Raw genomic sequence first — 19,589 nt, 5'->3', positions numbered from 1 at the left:
CGATGCTGGGCGTCCGGGACCTGTTTCGCGTCGGCATCGGGCCTTCCTCGTCGCACACGGTCGGGCCGATGAAGGCGGCGCAGGGCTTTGCGGCAAGGCTCAGGGGCCTGGCGTTCGAGCGGGTGCGGGTCGACCTTCTGGGCTCGCTGGCCTGGACGGGCATGGGCCATGCGACGGACAAGGCGGTCATGCTGGGGCTTGCGGGCTTTCTCCCCGACACGATCGAGCCGGAGCAGATCGACCTGGTCGTCGAGCAGGCCCGTGCCGCGCGGAGCCTGGTGGTGGCCGGTCGCGCGATCGCCTTCGATCCCGACGCCGACATCGTCTTCGACCGCGATGGCGAGACGCCGGTCCACCCCAACACGCTGCGTCTCACCGCGCTGGGTCGGGACGGAGAGACCGTGGTCAGCGAGCGCTGGTGCTCGATCGGCGGCGGGTTCATCGTGCCGGAGGAACGGTTCGGGGAAGATGCGGCCGAGGACGATCCCGGCGAGCCGCCCTTTCCGTTTCGCACCGCCGCGCAGTTGCTGGCCATCTGCCGTCGGCACGGCCTGTCGATCGCCGAGGTGATGCGCGCCAACGAACGCGCGCGTGCCTCGGAGGAGGAACTGGATGCCTATCTGGACCGGGTCATCGCGGTGATGATGACCTGCATCGACCGGGGGATGCAGACCGAGGGGGTCTTGCCGGGGCGGCTGAAGGTGCCGCGCCGGGCACCCGCCCTGCGCCAGAAGCTGGCCGGCGACCGTTTCCGCAACCGGCAGGCGCCGCACAATATCATGGACCATATCAGCCTGTTCGCCATCGCGGTGAACGAGGAGAATGCGGCGGGCGGGCGGATCGTCACCGCGCCGACCAACGGCGCCGCCGGGGTCGTGCCCGCCGTACTGCGCTATTACCGCGATTTCTGGCCCGATGCCGACCGCGCGGGCATGCACGACTTCCTGCTGACCGCCGGTGCGATCGGGGTGCTGACCAAGCTCAACGCCTCGATCTCCGGCGCGGAGGTCGGCTGCCAGGGCGAGGTCGGGACCGCCAGCGCGATGGCCGCCGCCGGGCTGGCCGCGGTGATGGGCGCAAGCGACGCGCAGATCGAGAATGCGGCCGAGATCGCGATGGAGCATCATCTCGGCATGACCTGCGATCCGGTCGCGGGGCTGGTGCAGGTGCCCTGCATCGAGCGCAACGCCTTTGGTGCAATCAAGGCGATCAATGCGGCATCCCTGTCGCTGCGCGGCGACGGGACGCATATCGTCTCGCTCGACCAGGTGATCGAGACGATGATGCGCACCGGCACCGACATGCACGCCAAGTATAAGGAGACGTCGCAAGGCGGCCTGGCGGTGAGTTTTCCCGAATGTTGATGAGTGGATCATGACCGAAGACGAAATCTACGCCCAGTTCGAGGCCGCCGGGATCGCGATGGAGAAGATCGAGCACCCGCCCGTCTTCACCGTCGAGGAGAGCGCGGGCATCCATGCCGCCATGCCCGCCGCGCACACCAAGAACCTGTTCCTGAAGGACAAGCAGAAGCGCTTCTGGCTGATCGTGCTGCCGCATGACCGGCGCGCCGACCTGAAGGCTTTTGCCGCGACGCTGGGCGCGGGCAAATTCTCGTTCGGCAAGCCCGACGAGATGGAGCAGCTGCTGGGCGTAACGCCGGGCGCGGTGACGCCGCTGGCGGTCACGCACGCGCCGCCCGGCCCGGTGTCGCTGGTCTTCGACGAGAGCTTCCGCCACGCCGAGCGGATCGCCGTCCATCCGCTTCGCAACAGCGCGACCATCGCGGTGCCGTTCGCGCCGATGGTCGCGTGGCTGGAGGGGCTTGGCCATGACGTGCGGGTCGTCGCGCTGCCGGGCGGGGCATCCGTGGCGCCGTGAGGTCGCGATGCTGATGGTCTGACCGGACGGTGTCGCCGACATCCTCCACCACATGGGACGGTAATGCCAATGTCCGCCAGATTGACGCCCGGCTTCGACCTCAACGCCGTGGAGGTCTTCATCCTGACCTCCGAGCTTGGCGGCATGACCCAGAGCGCGCGGCATCTGGGCATGACGCAATCGGCCGTGTCGCAGATCATCTCGAAGCTCGAAATGGCGCTAAATACGCGTCTGTTCGATCGCACCATGCGCCCGCTGGCGCTGACCCCGGCGGGCAAGCTGTTGCGGCGCGAAGGCGCGGAACTGGTCGCGGCGGCCAGGATGCTGGCACGCGAGGTGTGCGAGCAATCCTCGCAGACCGCCGAATGCGTCGTCGTCGCCATGGCCGAGAGCATCGCCAACCACCTGACCGCGCCATTGCTGCGCGCGCTGGGGTCGCGGGCGCAGCAATGGCAGATGCGATCGGGCATATCGCTGGTCCAGCACCGCGAATTCCTGGCGCGGAGCATCGACATGCTGATCACGGGGTCCAGCCAGTTGGAGGATGTCGAGGAGATCGAACATCACCCGATCATGGAGGAACCTTTCGTGATCGTCGCGCCCGCCGCCTATGCGGAGCTGCCGGTTTCGATCGAGGCGATGACCCAGCTGCCATTTGTCCGCTATTCGCTCCTGTCGGCGATGGGGCAACGGATCGAACGCCAGCTTGCCCGGATGAAGCTGCGTATTCCCAATGTGATCGAGGTGGATTCCACCCATCAGCAATTGTCCAGCGTCGTCGCGCTCGAAGGGTGGAGCATCGCCACCCCGCTGTGCCTGGCCAGTCAGATCGAGCTTCTGCCCGCGCTGACGGTGTTGCCTATGCCGCGGGGAAGCTTCCGCCGTCGCATCCAACTGGTGGCGCGCAAGGGCGAATTCGGCGACCTGCCGCGCGACATGGCGCTTCAGGCCGCCGCGATCCTGCGGGGCGGGAAAGTGGAATCGCTCATCCGCATGTTTCCCTGGATCGAGGACGCCATGGCCTGGGAGGGGGCGCCCTCATAGGGCGGAATCGCGCCTGCCGGTGCCTCAATCCGAAGCAGCGCTGGCGACGGCGCGTCCGTTGGCCAGCGCGTGGCGGGACTCCAGCGGCGAACATCCGAAGCGCCGCCGGAACATGCGGCTCATATGCGAGGAGTCACAGAAGCCGCATTCCACCGCGATCATCGTGATCGATTTGGCGCTGCTTTCCAGCATGTGCCGGGCGAGCGACAGCCGAATGTCCATGAACGCCGCCTGCGGCGATACCCCCAATGCCGTCTTGAAGCGGCGTTCCAGCTGCCGCTTGCTCTTCCCCATGCGCTGCGCGATGTCGGCGACCGACAGCGGCGTCTCGATATTCTGCTGGGTGATCAGCAGCGCGCGCAGCACGATGGGGTCGTCGGTACGATAGTCGAGCATCGCGCCGGGCTGGGCCTTTTCGCCGGTCAGCGCTTCGTCGATAATCATGATGTGCAGGCTCTTGCTGGCCTGCGCCCGCCCGACATGCTTGTCGACCAGATAGGCGGCGAGATGCGCCGAACTCGCGCCCCCGGAACAGGTCAGCCGGTCGCGGTCGACGATGAAGATCTGATCGGACACCGGGTCCAGCCCGTCAAACTGGTCCAGGAAGTCGCGGTGGTGGAACCAGCTGACGCAGCATTTATACCCGGCCAGCACGCCCGCGCTGTGGAGCAGGAACGCGCCCGTGCACACCCCCACCAGCGGCACGCCCAGCGCGGCGGCCTTGCGCAGATAGGCGACATATTCGCTGTCGAAGCCATCGATCTCATCGACCAGTCCGCCCACCACGACGATATAGTCGAACCGGGTGGGGTCGCCCAGCTGTTCGTCGGGCTGGATGGCGATGCCGGAACTGGAGGGGATGGCGGCGGAGTTGCGCGACAGGATCTTCCAGTCGCACAAGATATGTCGGCTGCGATCGCCCTCGTCGGCGGCGAGCCGCAGGACGTCCACGAAGTTGGCGAAAGCGCAGAGCGTGAACCGCCGCGCGAGAATGAAACCGACCGACAATCGCAGCCCCTTTGCACGGCGTTGCAGCGACGCGCTCAGCACCGACGGTGGGGGGCGATCCATTCCGTTCTCCGGTCGGCCGATAAACTTCGGACGGCATGTCGTAGAGTTTGTGTCCATTTGACGCAAATATTCTTTCCGCCTCGGCGCACCCCGTCGCAAACCTACTGTTGTCGAACGGGATTTCTCCCGGTTCGGCACGATTATTCTGGCGAGGGGGCGGCGGAATGAAGGTGATGGTGCCCGTCAAGCGCGTGGTCGATCACAATGTGAAGATTCGCGTCAAAAGCGACGGATCGGGGGTCGACCTTGCCCATGTGAAGATGGCGATGAACCCCTTTGACGAGATCGCGGTCGAGGAAGCGGTGCGGCTGAAGGAAGCCGGGATCGCCAGCGAGATCGTCGTGGTGTCGATCGGCCCGGCACAGGCGCAGGACGTGCTGCGCAGCGCACTGGCGATCGGCGCGGACCGGGCGATCCTTGTGAAGACCGACACGATGCCCGAGCCGCTGGCGGTCGCCAAATTGTTGCGGGAGGTTGCCGCGCGCGAGGGGCCGGGACTGATCCTGCTCGGCAAGCAGGCCATCGACGATGACGCCAACCAGACCGGGCAGATGCTGTCGGCGCTGCTGGGCTGGTCGCAGGCGACCTTCGCATCGCATATCGCCGTCGCCGACGGCGTGGCCGATGTGACGCGCGAGGTCGATGGCGGCCTTCAGCTGATCCGGGTCGCTCTGCCCGCGGTCATATCGGTCGACCTTCGCCTCAACGAGCCGCGCTATGCCTCGCTGCCGAACATCATGAAGGCCAAGAAAAAGCCGCTCGAGGAGGTCGACGCTGGCAGCCTGGGCGTCGACGTCGCGCCGCGTCTGACGGTGCTGACCACCGAGGAGCCGAAGGTCCGCGAGCCGGGCGTGCGCCTGGGCTCGGCGGCCGAACTGGTCGGCAAGCTGAAGGAAGCGGCCGGCATCCATTGATCGCGAAGGGGGGAGCGAGAGCAATGTCCATTCTTCTATTGGCCGAACACGACAATTCGACCCTTTCGGAACTGACCGCGCGCGCGCTGACCGCCGCGTCGGCGATCGGAGGCGAGGTCGACCTGTTGGTGGCGGGCCTGGGTGCGCGGGATGTGGCGCTGGCCGCGTCCAGGCTGGCCGGGGTGCGGCGTGTGCTGCTGGCCGAGGGGGCGGCGCTGGAACACCGACTGGCCGAACCTACCGCCGCGCTGATCGTGTCGCTGGCCGGTGGCTATGACGTGATCGTCGCACCGGCGAGCAGCAACGGCAAGAGCATCCTGCCGCGCGTGGCCGCGCTGCTGGACGTCATGCAATTGTCGGAGATCGTGGCGGTCGTCGCGCCCGACACGTTCAAGCGGCCGGTCTACGCGGGCAATGCGGTGCAGACGGTGCGGTCGGCGGACCCGGTCAAGGTGGTGACGGTCCGCACGGCGGCCTTCGCGGCGGCGGCTTTCCAGGAGGCGGTTGCCGAGATCGTGACGGTCGACGTCCCGGACGTACCGGGCCTGTCGACCTTTGTCGAAAATCGCTTCGCCGCCAGCGAGCGTCCCGATCTGGCCGCCGCGCGGATCGTCGTGTCGGGCGGTCGCGCGCTGGGATCGGCGGAGAAGTTCCGCGAGACGATCCTGCCGCTCGCCGACCGGCTGGGGGCGGCGGTCGGCGCGTCGCGCGCGGCGGTGGATGCGGGCTATGCGCCCAATGACTGGCAGGTCGGCCAGACCGGCAAGATCGTCGCGCCCGACCTCTATGTCGCCTGCGGCATCTCCGGCGCGATCCAGCATCTGGCGGGGATGAAGGATGCCAAGGTGATTGTCGCGATCAACAAGGACGAAGACGCGCCGATCTTCCACGTCGCCGATTACGGCCTGGTCGGCGACCTGTTCGAGGTCCTGCCGGACCTGGAACGCCAGCTCTGACCCCTAGCGAAAGCCTTTCCATGACCGAGAAATCCTATGTCATACGGCTGGGTTGCAAGGACCAGCCGGGCATCGTGGCCGCCGTCACCACCGCGCTGGCGGGGCTGGGTGCCAATATCCTGGAATCGAACCAGTTCTGGGACCGGCAGGCGGATCATTTCTTTCTGCGGATCGCAGTGACGGTGAGCGAGGCGGTGACGCGCGACGCGATCGAGGGGGTGCTGCACCCCGCCATCGCGCGGTTCGGCCTCGATCTGACGATCGTCGATGTCGCCGAGCGTCCGAAGATCATCGTCATGGTATCGAAGTTCGACCATGCGATGCATCACCTACTATACCAGATCAAGGTTCGCTGGCTGAACGCCGAGGTCGTCGCGATCGTCTCCAACCATGATGCGGCGCGCAGGGCGGCGGAGATAGAGGGCGTGCCCTTTCATCACTGGCCGGTTACGAAGGACAACAAGGCCGAGCAGGAAGCCAAGCTGCTCGCCCTGGTCGAGGAGACGGGGGCGGAACTGGTCGTCCTCGCCCGCTATATGCAGGTGTTGTCGAACGAGCTGTCCGAAAGGCTCTATGGCCGGGTCATCAACATCCACCACTCGTTCCTGCCGAGCTTCAAGGGGGCCAAGCCCTATCACCAGGCGCATGAGCGCGGGGTCAAGCTGATCGGCGCGACCGCGCATTACGTCACGCCCGACCTGGACGAAGGGCCGATCATCGAACAGGAAACCGAACGGGTCAGTCATATGATGACCAGCGAGGATTTCGTGGCGGCGGGCCGCGACATCGAATCCCGCGTGCTGGCCCGCGCCGTCAAATATCATCTCGAAGGGCGGGTGATGCTCAACAGCCACCGCACCGTGGTGTTCGCGCCGTGAAGGCCGGGCGGATGCACGACATGATCCCCGCGACGACCCCGTACCGATAGGAGTAGAGAATGGCAGCGCTTCCCGAAAAGGCCCGTGTCGTGATCGTCGGCGTCGGCGGTATCGTCGGCGCATCGGTCGTCCATCATCTGGTCGAACGCGGCTGGGACGATATTGTCGGCATCGACAAGTCGGGCGTGCCGACCGATATCGGCTCGACCGCGCACGCCTCCGACTTCTGCTACGCGACCAGTCACGATTATCTATCGACCTGGACGACGCTCTACTCGATCGATTTCTTCGAGAAGATGGGCCATTATTCGCGGATCGGCGGGCTGGAAGTCGCGCGGGTCGGCGACGACCAGCGGATGGACGAAATCCGCCGCAAGGTCGCGTCGGGCAAGGCGTTCGGGACGCGCGCGGAGCTGGTCGATCCCGCGACGATCAAGGCGAAGTTCCCGCTGATCGAGGAAAGCCTGGTGCAGGGCGGACTGTGGGACCCGGATGCCGGTCTGGTCGTCCCCCGGTCGCAGACGGTGGCGGGCAAGCTGGTCGACCAGGCGGTCGCGGCCGGCAAGCTGACCGTCTTCGCCAACAACCAGGCGGAATCGCTGGTCATCGAGGATGGGCGGATCAGGGGCGTGGTGACGACACGTGGGCCGATCATGGCCGATCATGTCGTGGTTTGCACCGGCCTGTGGGGCCGCCTGATCGCCGAGATGGCGGGCGAGGACCTGCCGGTCTTCCCGGTCGACCACCCGCTGACCTTCTTCGGGCCGTACAAGGCGTTCGAGGGGACGGGGAAGGACATCGGCTATCCGCTGCTGCGCGATCAGGGCAATTCGGCCTATATGCGCGACACTGGCGATCCCCGCACGACCGAGGGCGGGCAGATCGAATGGGGCTATTATGAGGAGCACGCGCCCCGCCTCGTCCATCCGCGCGACCTGCTGGAGAAGGAGGAGGCGCGCCTCTCGCCGTCGCAGCGGGACCTGGAGATGGAGCAAGTCCTCGAACCGCTGGAGCGCGCGATCGAACTGACCCCGATGCTGGGCGAGCTGGGCTATAACGAGGGGCATTCGTTCAACGGCCTGCTCCAGACCACCACCGATGGCGGCCCGTCGATCGGCGAGAGCCAGAAGGTGCGCGGGCTGTGGTATGCGGTCGGCATCTGGGTGAAGGACGGCCCGGGCATGGGCAAGCTGGTCGCCGACTGGATGACTGACGGGCGCACCGCGATCGATCATGCCAGTATCGATTATGCGCGGTTCAACCCGTTCCAGCTGGAGGCGAAGTTCATCGAGGAACGCTGCCTCGAAACCGCCGCCAAGATCTACAATCCGCCGGTCCACCCGCGCGAGCCCTTTTCGGGCGGTCGCGGCATCCGCCGTTCACCCTTCTGGGAGCGGGAGAAGGAACTGGGCGGCTATTTCATGGAACTGGGCGGCTGGGAACGCGCGCATGGCTATGCCGCGAACGAGCATCTGCTCGAGAAATATGCCGATCAGGTGCCGGTGCGCGAGAATGAATGGGACAATCGCCATTTCTGGCGCGTGTCGAACGCCGAGCAGCTGGAACTCAGCGCCAATTGCGGGCTGATCAACCTGTCGCACTTCCACATCACGGACATCGAGGGGCCGGATCATGTCGCGCTGATGGAATGGCTGTGCGCGGCGAAGGTGGGCGGCGATGCGACGATCGGGAAGGGGGTCTATACCCATTTCCTGGATGACGAGGGCAATGTCCGCGCCGACTTCACCGTCTTTCGCCTCGCCGATCGCTGCCGCCTGGTGAACGGCGCCGATGCGGGGCCGCGCGACGTCCATTATATGCGCCGGGTCGCGCAGGATCGCGGACTGGACGTGACCGTCACCGACGTGACCGAGAAGTACGTCACCATCGGCATCTGGGGCCCGAACGCCCGCGTCAATCTCCAGAAGGTGGTGGAGGACCCCGACGCGCTGTCGCTGGAGAATTTCCCCTTCGCCGCGATCCGCACCGTTCGCATCGCAGGCAGGGACGTGATGGCGTTCCGTATCTCCTATGTCGGCGAACAGGGCTGGGAGCTGCACATGGCCTATGACGACGGACTGGCGGTGTGGGATGCGCTGCGCTCGACCGGCGTGATCGCGGTCGGGATCGAGACCTATGCCAATTCGCGGCGCATGGAGAAAAGCCTGCGCCTGCAGAACGCCGACCTGCTGACGCACTATAACCTGCTCGAAGCCGATCTGGCGCGCCCCAAGGCCAAGGAAGCCGATTTCCGCGGCAAGGCGAAGCATCTGGAACACCGCGCGCGCGCGCATCAGCCCGCCAAGCTGTGCACGCTGGTGATGACCGACAATGTCGATGCGAAGGGGGTGAAGCGCTATCCCGTCGGCATCCTGCCGGTGATCGATCCCGAGACGGGCGAGGTGCCGGTCGACGAATTGGGGCGGCGATCCTACACCAGCTCGATCGCCTATGGCCCCTCGATCGGCAAGAACATCGCGCTGGCCTATCTACCCTGGGCATTGTGCCAGGAGGGGCGCAAGCTGGAGGTCGAGTATTTCGGGGAGCGTTATCCGGTGGAGGTCGCCTCGGTCGGCTATCGCCCGCTCTACGACCCCGAAAACCGCAAGCCGAAGAGCTGACGCCAGCGACTATTAGCAAATGCCGGGTTGCTCATAAAATCAGCGTTGCGACAATGATCCCCGAAGCTCGCCCGTGTGATTCACGTCGGTCGGGACCACCCATGAGAAGAAGGATGGCAAGGTGAACGCCCGTAGCGAGATGCTGAACCTGATCCGGTCCCGCAAGGCGGGATATTCGCTGCCGCAGCCCTTCTATGTCGACCAGGATTTCTTCGACCTGGATCTGGAGCTGATCTGGTATCGCGACTGGCTGTTCGCCGGGCACGACTGCGAGCTGACCAAGCCGGGCAGCTATTTCACGATGCAGGTCGGGGCCTATCCGATCGTCGTCCTGCGCGATCGCGACGGCACGATCCGCGCTTTTCACAATAGCTGCCGCCATCGGGGCAGCCGGGTTTGCAATGCGGAGCGTGGCGTCGCCCCCAAGCTGGTCTGCCCCTATCATCAATGGACCTATAATCTGGACGGTTCGCTGGCCTTCGCGCGCCAGATGGGCGAGGATTTCGACCGCAGCCAGCATTCGCTGAAGCCGGTCGCGTGCGAGAGCGTGGCGGGTTATATCTTCGTCTGCCTCGCGGCCGAGCCGCCCGCCTTCGCGCCCTTCAGCGACCTGATGCGCCCCTATTTCGCGCCGCACAACCTGGCCGATGCCAAGATCGCCTTCCAGTCGACCATCGTCGAGAAGGGCAATTGGAAGCTGGTCTGGGAAAACAACCGCGAATGCTATCATTGCGCGGGCAGTCATCCCGAATTGTGCAAGACCTATTCGGAATCGCCGAACGTCACCGGCGTCGCGGGCGGCGGCGAGGACCCGGAGATGGCCGACCACTGGGCGCGGTGCGAGGCGGCGGGGCTGCCCGCGCAATTCCGCATGCACGACAGCGGCCAGTTCCGCGCGATCCGGGCACCGCTGCTGCGCGATGCCGAAAGCTATACGATGAACGGAGCGCGGGCGGTGGCGCGCGGGCTGTCGGACGGGGTGGCGGCCGAACGCATCGGCGCACTGATGCTGTTCAACTATCCGACGACGTGGAACCACGTCCTGATCGACCATGCCGTGACCTTCCGCGTGATGCCGATCGGGCCGAACGAGACGGCGGTGACGACCAAATGGCTGGTCCACAAGGATGCGGTGGAGGGCGTCGACTATGACCTCGACCGGCTGACCCATGTCTGGACGCAGACCAACGACCAGGATCGTCGCATCGTCGAGGAGAATGCGCTGGGCATCCGCTCCCCCGCCTATGAACCCGGTCCCTATTCGCCCTTGCAGGAAGGCGGCGTGATCCAGTTCGTCGACTGGTATGCGCGCTCGGTCGAGGAACGGCTGGGCGGGGCCGGGCGGGGCCATGTCCGGCGCGTGGCATGATCGGGGGATCGCATCTGCATCTCGATGACATGGCCGTGTGGAACGACCGGCTCCACCAACTGGAGGTGATCGGCGTCCATGCCGAAACCCCGACGGTCCGGACCTTCGTCTTCCGCGCCGATCCCGGCCTCTGGTTCCGTTATCGTCCGGGCCAGTTCGTGACGCTGGAACTCCCGATCGAGGGTGGGCCGCTGCTGCGCACCTATACCCTGTCCTCCTCGCCATCGCGCCCCCTGTCGGTAGCGGTGACGGTCAAGGCGCAGGCGGAGAGCATCGGCACGCGATGGATGTTCGATCATCTGCGTGTCGGCATGCGGCTGCGTGCTTATGGTCCGACGGGGCATTTCACCCATGTCGCCCATCCGGCGTCGCGCTATCTGTTCGTGTCGGCGGGATCGGGCATCACCCCGATGATGGCGATGCTCCGCTGGATCGCCGATGTCGCGCCGGACAGCGACATCGCCTTCGTCACCGTTGCGCGCAGTCCTGACGAACTGATCTTCCGGCACGAACTCGAACTGCTCGACCGGCAGATGCCGAATCTGGCGCTGAGCATGATCGTGCGCGACACGCCGCCGGGCGTGGCCTGGAGCGGGCATCGCGGTCGTCTGGACGCCACGCTGCTGCCGATCCTGGTGCCCGACATGCTGACGCGGGAGGTGTTCTGCTGTGGCCCCGATGGCTTCATGGGCGCCGTGCGCGGCATCCTCGCCGATGGGGGCCACGACATGGCGCGCTATCATCAGGAGAGTTTCGGGGATTTGCCGGTGGCGACCCGCGAGGCACCCGCCGAGCAGGCCGCGCCGGACGCCGATGCGGCGACGATCCGGTTCCTGGAGTCCGACGTCGCAGCGGTCGCGCCCGCTGGCCAGACCGTCCTCGAAATCGCCCGCTCGGTCGGCGTGCGCATCCCGGCCGCCTGTGAGTCGGGGCTATGCGGCACCTGCAGGATCAGCCTGGCCGCTGGAGCGGTCGACATGAACCACAATGGCGGCATCCTCGACGAAGACATAGCGGACGGATACATCCTCGCCTGCTGCTCCGTTCCGCGCGGCGATGTGCAGGTCGGGGCCTAGCCGCCCCGCTGATCCTGCCCCCATCATGACGCGTCCGCCCGCAGGCTTTTCGGGCGCTGCAGGCGGAGCGGTGTTCAATCGCCGCGGGCGAGATCGCTCTGGAAGGGGGTTATCCAGTGCTGGTCGAATGCCCCCGTACCGCTTTCGCGCCCATGCGACCCATCGGCCATGAAATGGCGCCGCGCGAGCAGGGCGGTGTTGGGCGTCGCACGACGTTCCACCCAGATCCGCAATCCGTCGGCATAGAATAGCATCGGCCAGTCGCTGGCGCTGTCCCCGGCGGCGAGCAGCGGATGGCGCACCGGGTCGATATAGGTCCGGATCGCCGCGACCTTGCCCTCATGCCAGGTGAGCGGCGCCCAGAGCGTCGGGGTCAGGACCATGTCGGCGTGATGCTCGGCGGAATAGACGCCGTCGAGGAAATGCCCCTTGGCGATCTGTTGCCGGGCGGTCGTCACCGCCCCGGTTTCCGGATCGCGGAGCAGCATGGTGACGCCGATCACCCGGTCCGGCGGCACGTCCAGCCCATAGCGCGGATCGGAGACGACCATCCGCACCAGCTCCTCGAGCGAGGCGGTGACGACATAGATTCGCACGCCCCGCGCGCGCAGGGCGGCGAGCAGCTGGCGCTGCCCCGGCATGATGCGGGGCGGCATGACCGTGCCCGCAACCTCGCGATCGCCCACCCGGTAGCGGACCGGGATCGGTCGCCCATCGGCGATCATCGCGTCGACCTGCTGCTTCAACAGCTTCAGCGACAGGCCCGAGAAAGCCTGGGCGATCCAAGGATAGCATAGATTGTCATCGACCTCGCACAGCCGATGATAATAGCCATACAGGCTTTCCCCCGGCAGCATCGGCACCGGCTTCAGCATGGGATCAAGGCGATCCGCCTGCAGGAACCCATGGTTTTCCAGCCATGGCAGCAACGACTCCTCGAGGTCGCTGACCCACAGCGTGTTGTCGGCGTCGAAGGTCGCATAGTCGCCGGGCTGGACGTGCGACAGCGTCGTATCGATCGCGGCCCGCTCGGCCGGTGTCCAGTTGGCGAGCGGATCGGGGGCGGCGCCGATCAGGGCGATGGATGCCAGTGCCATGACGAGCCGCTTCATGCTGACGCTCCCGTCCGGATCGCGGGATCGCTGCGGCTGGGACGTCCGGTCTCGACATGACCGGCGAAGCGGCGGGCCCATGTCGTGCCCGCTATCGCGACTGTCAGGTCGTACCAATGGTCGTTCCCCGCCACGTCATAGCCGATGGTGCGGGTCGCGCCGGGCGCCATCCGCCATGTCTGTTCGGGATGGCCGGTGCCAGCCGGGGGTGTCACCGCAACCCGGATGGGCGCGGTGCCGTGATGCGTGATCGTCAGCATGATCCTGTCACCTCTTTCAGCCAGGGACGCGCGCAGTCCCGGCGGCCCGTCCATCGTCCCGGAAAGCCCGCGCAGGAAACCATTTGGTCCGTGGATTTCCAGTCGATAGCCGCCGTGCGCGGGAAGGCCGTGCGGCGTGTCCGACATGGTCGTGCCGGGCAGGACGGTGTAGTGCCATGGCCCCGCCATTCCCATCACGTCGTACACCGCGAAGACGGCGGCGGCGGTCCCGGTGTTGGCGAAGCGCAGCGCCAGGCCCGGCGCCGCCGCTTCGTCAACCGCCAGCCGATAGGGCAATGGCCGCGCCGGACGGCCTCCCGGCTCCTGCACGGGCGGATCGCTGACGGTGCCGGGCACGGGATCGGGCAGGCGGGCCTGACGGGAGAGGCGGGCCGCGGCATCGCGCGTCGAGGGCAAGGCATGCAGCGCCGACGCATCGGGGTCCTCGAAGTCGAACATGCTCGTCAGGTCGCCTGTGACCGCACGCCGCCACGGGCCGATATTGGGTTCCATGACGCCGAACCGCCGTTCCAGGAAACGCAGGACGGACGTGTGGTCGAAGACCTGGCTGTTCACCCATCCGCCCCGCGTCCATGGCGATACCACGATCAGGGGAACGCGAACGCCCAGTCCAACCGGCTGCCCGCGATAGCTCTCGCCCGCCACATCGATCCCCGATCGCCCGGCCGCCGGGGTCAGCGCCGGGAGCGGTCCTGGCATATGGTCGAAAAAGCCGTCATTCTCGTCATAGGTGATGATCAGGGCGGTCCTGGCCCAGACCGCCGGGTTCGCGGTCAGCGCATCGATCACCCGCGACACCAGCGACTCGCCCAGTGCCGGTGGGGCCTCGGGATGTTCCGAATAACGCTGGGGGGCGACGATCCAGGACACCTGCGGTAGGGTTCCGGCGGTCACATCGGCGGCAAAGGCGTCGACCAGATGCTGGGCCGTGGTCTCCGCCGCGTTCGCCGCCGTCGATCCGGGCACGATCGCCCGGCCGCGCCGATACAGTTCTTCCTGCGGAGAAAGGCCCCGAAACGCCGCGAAATAGGCGAGGCTGTTGTCGCCGTAATTGTCATGTTCCTGGTACAGCTTCCACCGGATGCCCGCCCGCTGCAACCGTTCGGCATAGGTGGTCCAGCGCGCGCCGGGAAAGTCGGGGCGGTCGCGGGCGGCGTCGCCGGTCCAGTTGCCGTCATCGGCATTGTCGACCGCTTGCGGACCGGGATCGCCGACGGTCAGGCCGCTGGTTCCGGTGAATAGATACATGCGGTTTGGGTTCGTCGGGCCGTGAAGCGAGGCGTAATAGGCATCGCCGATCGTGAACGCATCGGCCAGCGCATAGTAAAAGGGTATGTCGGCGCGACGGAAATAGCCCATCGTCATGGGCGTCTTGTGCCGCACCCAGCAGTCATAGGCGGCCCATTCGGCGCTGTCCGATTTCCAGCTGTGATCCAGGCTCTTCAGCAGCTGGCCCCGCGTGCGCGACGTGTCGAGGTAAAAGGGCGGGACGATCCCATGACCGTCGGCGCCCGGCTGGTGAAAGACGCTGCGCCCCGACCGCAGCGTCAGCGGCCTCGGATCGCCGAACCCGCGCACGCCCGACAAGGTGCCGAAATAATGATCGAAGGACCGGTTCTCCTGCATCAGGATCACGACATGGTCGATATCGGCGATCGTCCCGCCTCGGCGATCGGCGGGCAGCGCGAGCGCCCGCGCGATGGACGGCGGCATCGCGCACGCTGCGGCAGCGCCCGCCATCGAGGACAGGAAATGACGGCGACTGTGCTGATCCATGTCGGCCTCCAAGCGCGGCCGGGCCTGTCGGTCCCGACCTGCGATCACTGTATTGAATAAACAATCAAGTTATGCCGGACAAGATCATTCTGGTCTTATGCAGTGCCCTGCTCCCCGGCATCGCACCTTGCCCGGCCCTAGGGGCATAGCGGCCATAACGTTCGCTAATATGTCCCATGGAAGGTGCTGATCGTTCATTCAACGCTGGTGAAACCATCTTGCAAAAATTTGTGCGGATGCGAACAATTGAATGCCGAATCGGGCCGTCGCGGAACATTTTGGGGGGTGTGGGATGACTAAGATCGTTGCCTATCTGCTTGCGGGAACGGGCATGCTCACAATGGCCGTTGCGGCCCAGGCACAGGATGCCGCCAAGGCGCCGAAGCCGGCCGCCGGCGCGCAGGGCAATTCGGGCGATGCCGAGGCCGCCCATGGCGACATCGTCGTGCTGGGCTTTGGCCAGGCGCGCCAGGTGCAGACGGTCGCGGCCATCGATATGGAGCGGCTCACCCCCGGCACGTCGCCGCTCAAGGCGATCGCCAAGCTGCCGGGCGTCAATTTCCAGTCGGCCGATGCGTTCGGCGCCTATGAATGGTCGACGCGGATCAGCTTGCGCGGGTTCAACCAGAACCAGCTCGGCTTCACGCTCGACGGGGTGCCGCTCGGCGACATGAGCTATGGCAATGTCAACGGCCTGCACATCAGCCGCGCGATCATTTCCGACAACCTCGCCAGCACGACCGTCGCGCAAGGGGCGGGCGCGCTCGGGACGGCGTCGACCAGCAACCTGGGCGGCACGCTGCAATTCGTCAGTCGCAAGCCGTCCGACGCGTTCGACATCGTCGGGTCGGGCACCTATGGCAGCAACAATACCTGGCGCGGCTTCGCGCGGCTCGACACCGGCGATCTGGGCGGCGGGGTCAAGGGCTATCTCAGCTACGCCTATCTCACCACCGACAAGTGGAAAGGGTTCGGCCGCCAGCGCCAGCAGCAGGTCAATGCCAAGCTGATGAAGGACATGGGCGCGCGCGGCAGCATCACCGCCTTTGTCGATTATTCCGACCGGCGCGAGAATGATTATCAGGACCTGAGCTATGACATCATCCGGCGCCGGGGCCTGAACAACGACAATATCACCGACAATTATTCGCTCGCGCTGCAGATTGCGCGTGTCTACCAGAACCAGACCGCGCTCGCGAGCTATCAGAAGGCGAATAACGGCTCGTCGGCGGGCTTCGTCGCGCCCTGGACGGGTGCGGGCCTCACCTATTCCAGCGGGTTCGGGACACCTGACGACGCCTATTATAATGCGGCCGGTCTGCGCCGCGACGTGCTGGGGGGCGTGACCTTCGACGGCAACCTGACCGATGAACTGTCGATCGTCTCGACCAGCTATTATCATTACAACAAGGGGCAGGGGTCGTGGATCACCCCCTATTCGGCGACGCCCGCCGGTGCACTGGGGCCGGATGGAACGCCCTTGGCCGCGTCCTCGACATCGACCACGGGGCTCGCCTCGCCACTGGGCTTTCGGGTCACCGAATATAGCATCAGCCGCGGGGGCAATCTGACCAACCTGTTCTACGAGACCGGCGCGAACCGCTTCGAGGTCGGCGCCTGGTATGAGAGCAACAGCTTCACCCAGGCGCGCCGCTTCTACGGCATGAACGATGGGACCAGGCCGAACCGCAACGCGCTCGAGTTCCAGTCGAACCCGTATCGGACGCAGTGGTACGGCAAATACGACACCGAGACCCTGCAATATCATGTCGCCGATACGCTGACCCTCGGCAATCTGACGCTGAACGGCGGATGGAAGGGGATGCGCGTCAAGAACCAGGCGAATCTGCTGGTCGGCAGCCTGGTGAACGGCCGGATCAAGGCCGAGGACTGGTTCCTGCCGCAGGTCGGTGCGGTCTATCATGTGAGCGAGGCAGCCGAACTCTTCGCGAGCTATACCGAGAATATGCGCGCCTTCGTCTCGTCGGCGACGACGGGGCCGTTCGCCACGACCCAGGCGGGCTTCAACGGCATCCGTTCGACCCTGAAGCCCGAGACGTCGAAGACGATCGAGGGCGGCGGGCGACTGCGCAGCGGCGGGCTGCAATTGTCGGCAGTGGGCTATTTCATCGACTTTTCGAACCGGCTGCTCAGCTTCGCCAACGGGTCGGGCATCCAGGGCAATCCGCCCACGTTGAACAATGCGGGCAGCGTGCACAGCTATGGCGCGGAAGTGTCTGCCTTCTATCGCATCGTCCGGCCGCTCAGCCTGTTCGCCAGCTATTCCTATAATCACGCCACCTATCAGGACGATGTGAAGAACGCCGCCGGTGCCGTGCTGACCGCGACCGCCGGGAAGACGGTGGTCGATACGCCGGAGCATATGGTCAAGGGCGAGGTCGTCTATGACGACGGCCATGTCTTTGCCCGTGCGGGTGCGGACTATCTGTCGAAACGCTATTTCACCTATCTGAACGACCAGTCGGTGCCGGGTCGCGTGCTGGTCGATGCCAGCATCGGCTATCGCTTCGGCGAGGATGCGGGAGCGCTCCACGGCGTCGCGATCGAGGGCAGCGTGACCAACCTGACCGACAAGCGCTACATCTCGACCGTCGGCACCAATGGCTTCACCGCCAGCGGCGACAACCAGACCCTGCTCGCTGGCGCGCCCCGCCAGTGGTTCGTCACGCTTCGGCGCGGCTTCTGATGCGGGTCGCGGCGATATCCGGTCGCCGCGACCCGTTCCCGCCTGCTCTCGATGACTCCGTGCTGCCGCCACATGGTGGGCGACGGCGCGTGCGCGGGTCCTGTCGGGGGCAGCGGGGCGATGGCGGGGCGGCGACTGATCCGCCCGGCGAGACGACGATCGACCCGTTGACGAACGAGGGGGGCGAAATGGCGGACGATGTGGTGATGGCGGCGCGCTGGGACGGCGAAGTGAAGGCCGGTATCCGGCCCAGGGCGCAGGGCGGGCGCCTCCCGACGCTGCAACGGGCACTCGATTGGCGCGGGGCATTCTGGGCGATCAGCGGCGTGCCCGCCGGGGTGCTGCTGACCATGGGGGGCGTCGCGACGGTGGTCGGCCAGGCCTCCTGGGCGGTCTGGATCCTGTCGGTGCTGATCGGCTTCCTGCAATGTTTCGTCTATGCCGAGATTGCGGGCCTGTATCCCGACAAGTCCGGCGGGGCATCGGTCTATGGCGCGGCGGCCTGGATCGGGTACAGCAAGTTCGTCGCGCCGATTTCCGTATGGTGCAACTGGCTGGCCTGGTCGCCGGTGCTGGCGCTGGGTACGGGGCTGGCCGCGGCCTATGTCCTGACCAGCCTGTTTCCCGCGGGGGCGGCGATCAACACATGGCATCTGACGCTGCTGGACCTGGGCGCTATCCGGCCCGGACTGACGCTGCGGATCAACGCCGTGGCGATCATCGGCGCCGCTTTCCTGTTGATGACCTTCCTGTTGCAGCATCAGGGCGCGGCCCGGGCGGCGCGAACGCAGAAGGTGCTGGCGCTCGCCTGTCTCTGCCCGCTCGCGCTCATCGGCCTGGTGCCGATCGTCACGGGCGATCTGCCCTCTGCGAACCTGTTCCCGCTCGTCCCCATCGTCCGCGATGCGGCGGGGCATATCGGCTTTGGCAGCTGGAATGCCGCAGGGTTGACGGTGCTGGCGGCGGGGCTGTTCGGGGCGGGCTGGTCGACCTACGGCTTCGAGGGCGCGGTCTGCTATGTGCGGGAGTTCCGGGACCCGGCGCGCGACACGTACAAGGCGATCTTCTCGGCGGGATTGATGTGCCTGGCGATCTTCACCCTGGTGCCGCTGGCGTTCCAGGCGTCGCTGGGCCTGCGCGGGCTGATCGATCCCGCCATCTATGACGGGACGGGCGTGGCGCTGGCGCTGGCGAGCATCGTGAAGGGCGGCGTGATCGTCACGAACCTGTTCGTCGCGATGTTCATCCTGGCGCTGCTGCTGATCGTCATGTCGTCGATGATGGGGTCGTCGCGCACCCTGTATCAGGCATCGGTCGATGGCTGGCTGCCATGCTATCTGTCGCGGGTGAACCGCCACGGCGCGCCGACGGCGGCGATGTGGACGGACCTGGGCTTCAACCTGATCCTGCTGATGATGTCGGACTATTTCATGGTCCTGATGGTGTCCAACGTCTGCTACATGATCTTCATCTTCCTCAATCTTCAGGCGGGGTGGATCCACCGCATCGACCGTCCGCACTGGCCGCGTCCGTTCCGCGCGCCGAACTGGCTGATCGCGGTCGGTGCGATGCTGGGGTTCGTCAATCTGGCGCTGCTGGGCGCCGGGGCGGAAGTGTGGGGTCCCGGCACGCTGCGCAACGGACTGGTCGCCGCCGCGATGATCCTGCCGGTGTTCGTCTTTCGCCATTATGTCCAGGACGGCGGCCGGTTCCCGGCGGCGGCGCGCGGCGATGGCGCGCGGCCGGCCGATCCGCCGCGTGCGGGGATACGCCCCTATGCGGCGCTGGCCTTGGCCGCAGCGATCATCGCGGCCGCCCATCATTTCTCGGTGCTTCCGGGGTGAGGGGGGAGCCATGGCGGCCTTGGCCCCTGCGAATCGGTCGCAGGTGTTGACAGCGATTG

Annotated in this window: 14 protein-coding genes; 11 read left to right on the top strand and 3 right to left on the bottom strand. The window is 66.1% G+C overall.

Annotated elements, in window-relative coordinates:
• The first annotated feature begins 2 nt into the window (after positions 1–2).
• From QE360_RS15705 to QE360_RS15695, 3 genes are all read left to right on the top strand, one after another.
• Entirely contained in the window at positions 3–1,364 is a 1,362-nt protein-coding gene (locus QE360_RS15705) for an L-serine ammonia-lyase (RefSeq protein ID WP_309703031.1), read from the top strand.
• A gap of 10 nt (positions 1,365–1,374) precedes the next feature.
• Positions 1,375–1,881: a prolyl-tRNA synthetase associated domain-containing protein gene (locus QE360_RS15700; RefSeq protein ID WP_309703029.1), complete on the top strand. Its 507-nt coding sequence runs from the start codon at positions 1,375–1,377 to the stop codon at positions 1,879–1,881.
• Between the two features lie 69 nt (positions 1,882–1,950).
• Entirely contained in the window at positions 1,951–2,925 is a 975-nt protein-coding gene (locus QE360_RS15695) for a LysR family transcriptional regulator (RefSeq protein WP_309703027.1), read from the top strand.
• Between the two features lie 24 nt (positions 2,926–2,949).
• On the opposite strand, the gene QE360_RS15690 is transcribed toward QE360_RS15695, so the two are convergent.
• Complete coding sequence (locus QE360_RS15690) at positions 2,950–3,996, bottom strand: GlxA family transcriptional regulator (RefSeq protein WP_309703025.1); 1,047 nt, start codon at positions 3,994–3,996, stop codon at positions 2,950–2,952.
• A gap of 164 nt (positions 3,997–4,160) precedes the next feature.
• On the opposite strand from QE360_RS15690, the gene QE360_RS15685 reads away from it, so the two are divergent.
• From QE360_RS15685 to QE360_RS15660, 6 genes are all read left to right on the top strand, one after another.
• Positions 4,161–4,910, top strand: coding sequence for an electron transfer flavoprotein subunit beta/FixA family protein (locus QE360_RS15685; protein ID WP_309703023.1), 750 nt, complete (start codon positions 4,161–4,163; stop codon positions 4,908–4,910).
• A 23-nt stretch (positions 4,911–4,933) separates the two neighbouring features.
• Positions 4,934–5,866: an electron transfer flavoprotein subunit alpha/FixB family protein gene (locus tag QE360_RS15680; protein WP_309703022.1), complete on the top strand. Its 933-nt coding sequence runs from the start codon at positions 4,934–4,936 to the stop codon at positions 5,864–5,866.
• A 20-nt stretch (positions 5,867–5,886) separates the two neighbouring features.
• The gene (gene purU / locus QE360_RS15675) at positions 5,887–6,744 is read left to right on the top strand and encodes a formyltetrahydrofolate deformylase (protein WP_309703020.1); all 858 of its coding nucleotides are present in this window, start codon (positions 5,887–5,889) and stop codon (positions 6,742–6,744) included.
• A gap of 59 nt (positions 6,745–6,803) precedes the next feature.
• Positions 6,804–9,365 (top strand): FAD-dependent oxidoreductase, encoded by a 2,562-nt coding sequence (locus tag QE360_RS15670; protein WP_309703017.1) that lies wholly within the window; start codon positions 6,804–6,806, stop codon positions 9,363–9,365.
• 121 nt (positions 9,366–9,486) lie between these two features.
• The gene (locus tag QE360_RS15665) at positions 9,487–10,734 is read left to right on the top strand and encodes an aromatic ring-hydroxylating dioxygenase subunit alpha (protein ID WP_309703016.1); all 1,248 of its coding nucleotides are present in this window, start codon (positions 9,487–9,489) and stop codon (positions 10,732–10,734) included.
• Complete coding sequence (locus QE360_RS15660) at positions 10,731–11,810, top strand: hybrid-cluster NAD(P)-dependent oxidoreductase (protein ID WP_309703014.1); 1,080 nt, start codon at positions 10,731–10,733, stop codon at positions 11,808–11,810. Before QE360_RS15665 ends, QE360_RS15660 begins: the two co-directional genes overlap by 4 nt.
• A 74-nt stretch (positions 11,811–11,884) precedes the next feature.
• On the opposite strand, the gene QE360_RS15655 is transcribed toward QE360_RS15660, so the two are convergent.
• Together QE360_RS15655 and QE360_RS15650 are read right to left on the bottom strand one after the other, a co-directional pair.
• Complete coding sequence (locus QE360_RS15655; protein WP_309703012.1) at positions 11,885–12,922, bottom strand: HAD family hydrolase; 1,038 nt, start codon at positions 12,920–12,922, stop codon at positions 11,885–11,887.
• A complete protein-coding gene (locus QE360_RS15650; protein WP_309703010.1) occupies positions 12,919–14,979 on the bottom strand; it encodes a phosphocholine-specific phospholipase C in 2,061 nt (686 codons plus the stop codon). The genes QE360_RS15655 and QE360_RS15650 overlap by 4 nt, the downstream gene beginning before the upstream one ends.
• Before the next feature lie 292 nt (positions 14,980–15,271).
• Between QE360_RS15650 and QE360_RS15645 the strand changes: the two genes are divergently transcribed.
• Together QE360_RS15645 and QE360_RS15640 are read left to right on the top strand one after the other, a co-directional pair.
• Positions 15,272–17,686, top strand: coding sequence for a TonB-dependent receptor domain-containing protein (locus tag QE360_RS15645; protein WP_309703008.1), 2,415 nt, complete (start codon positions 15,272–15,274; stop codon positions 17,684–17,686).
• A gap of 89 nt (positions 17,687–17,775) precedes the next feature.
• Positions 17,776–19,530 carry an APC family permease gene (locus QE360_RS15640; protein WP_309703006.1) on the top strand — a complete coding sequence of 585 codons (1,755 nt, stop codon included), beginning with the start codon at positions 17,776–17,778 and terminating at the stop codon, positions 19,528–19,530.
• Positions 19,531–19,589 lie beyond the last annotated feature (59 nt).

This window comes from Sphingomonas sp. SORGH_AS_0789 (assembly GCF_031453055.1).
Taxonomy (GTDB): domain Bacteria; phylum Pseudomonadota; class Alphaproteobacteria; order Sphingomonadales; family Sphingomonadaceae; genus Sphingomonas.
The sequence above is the reverse complement of the archived record's forward strand: the minus strand, read 5'-3'. Positions and strand labels throughout refer to the sequence as shown.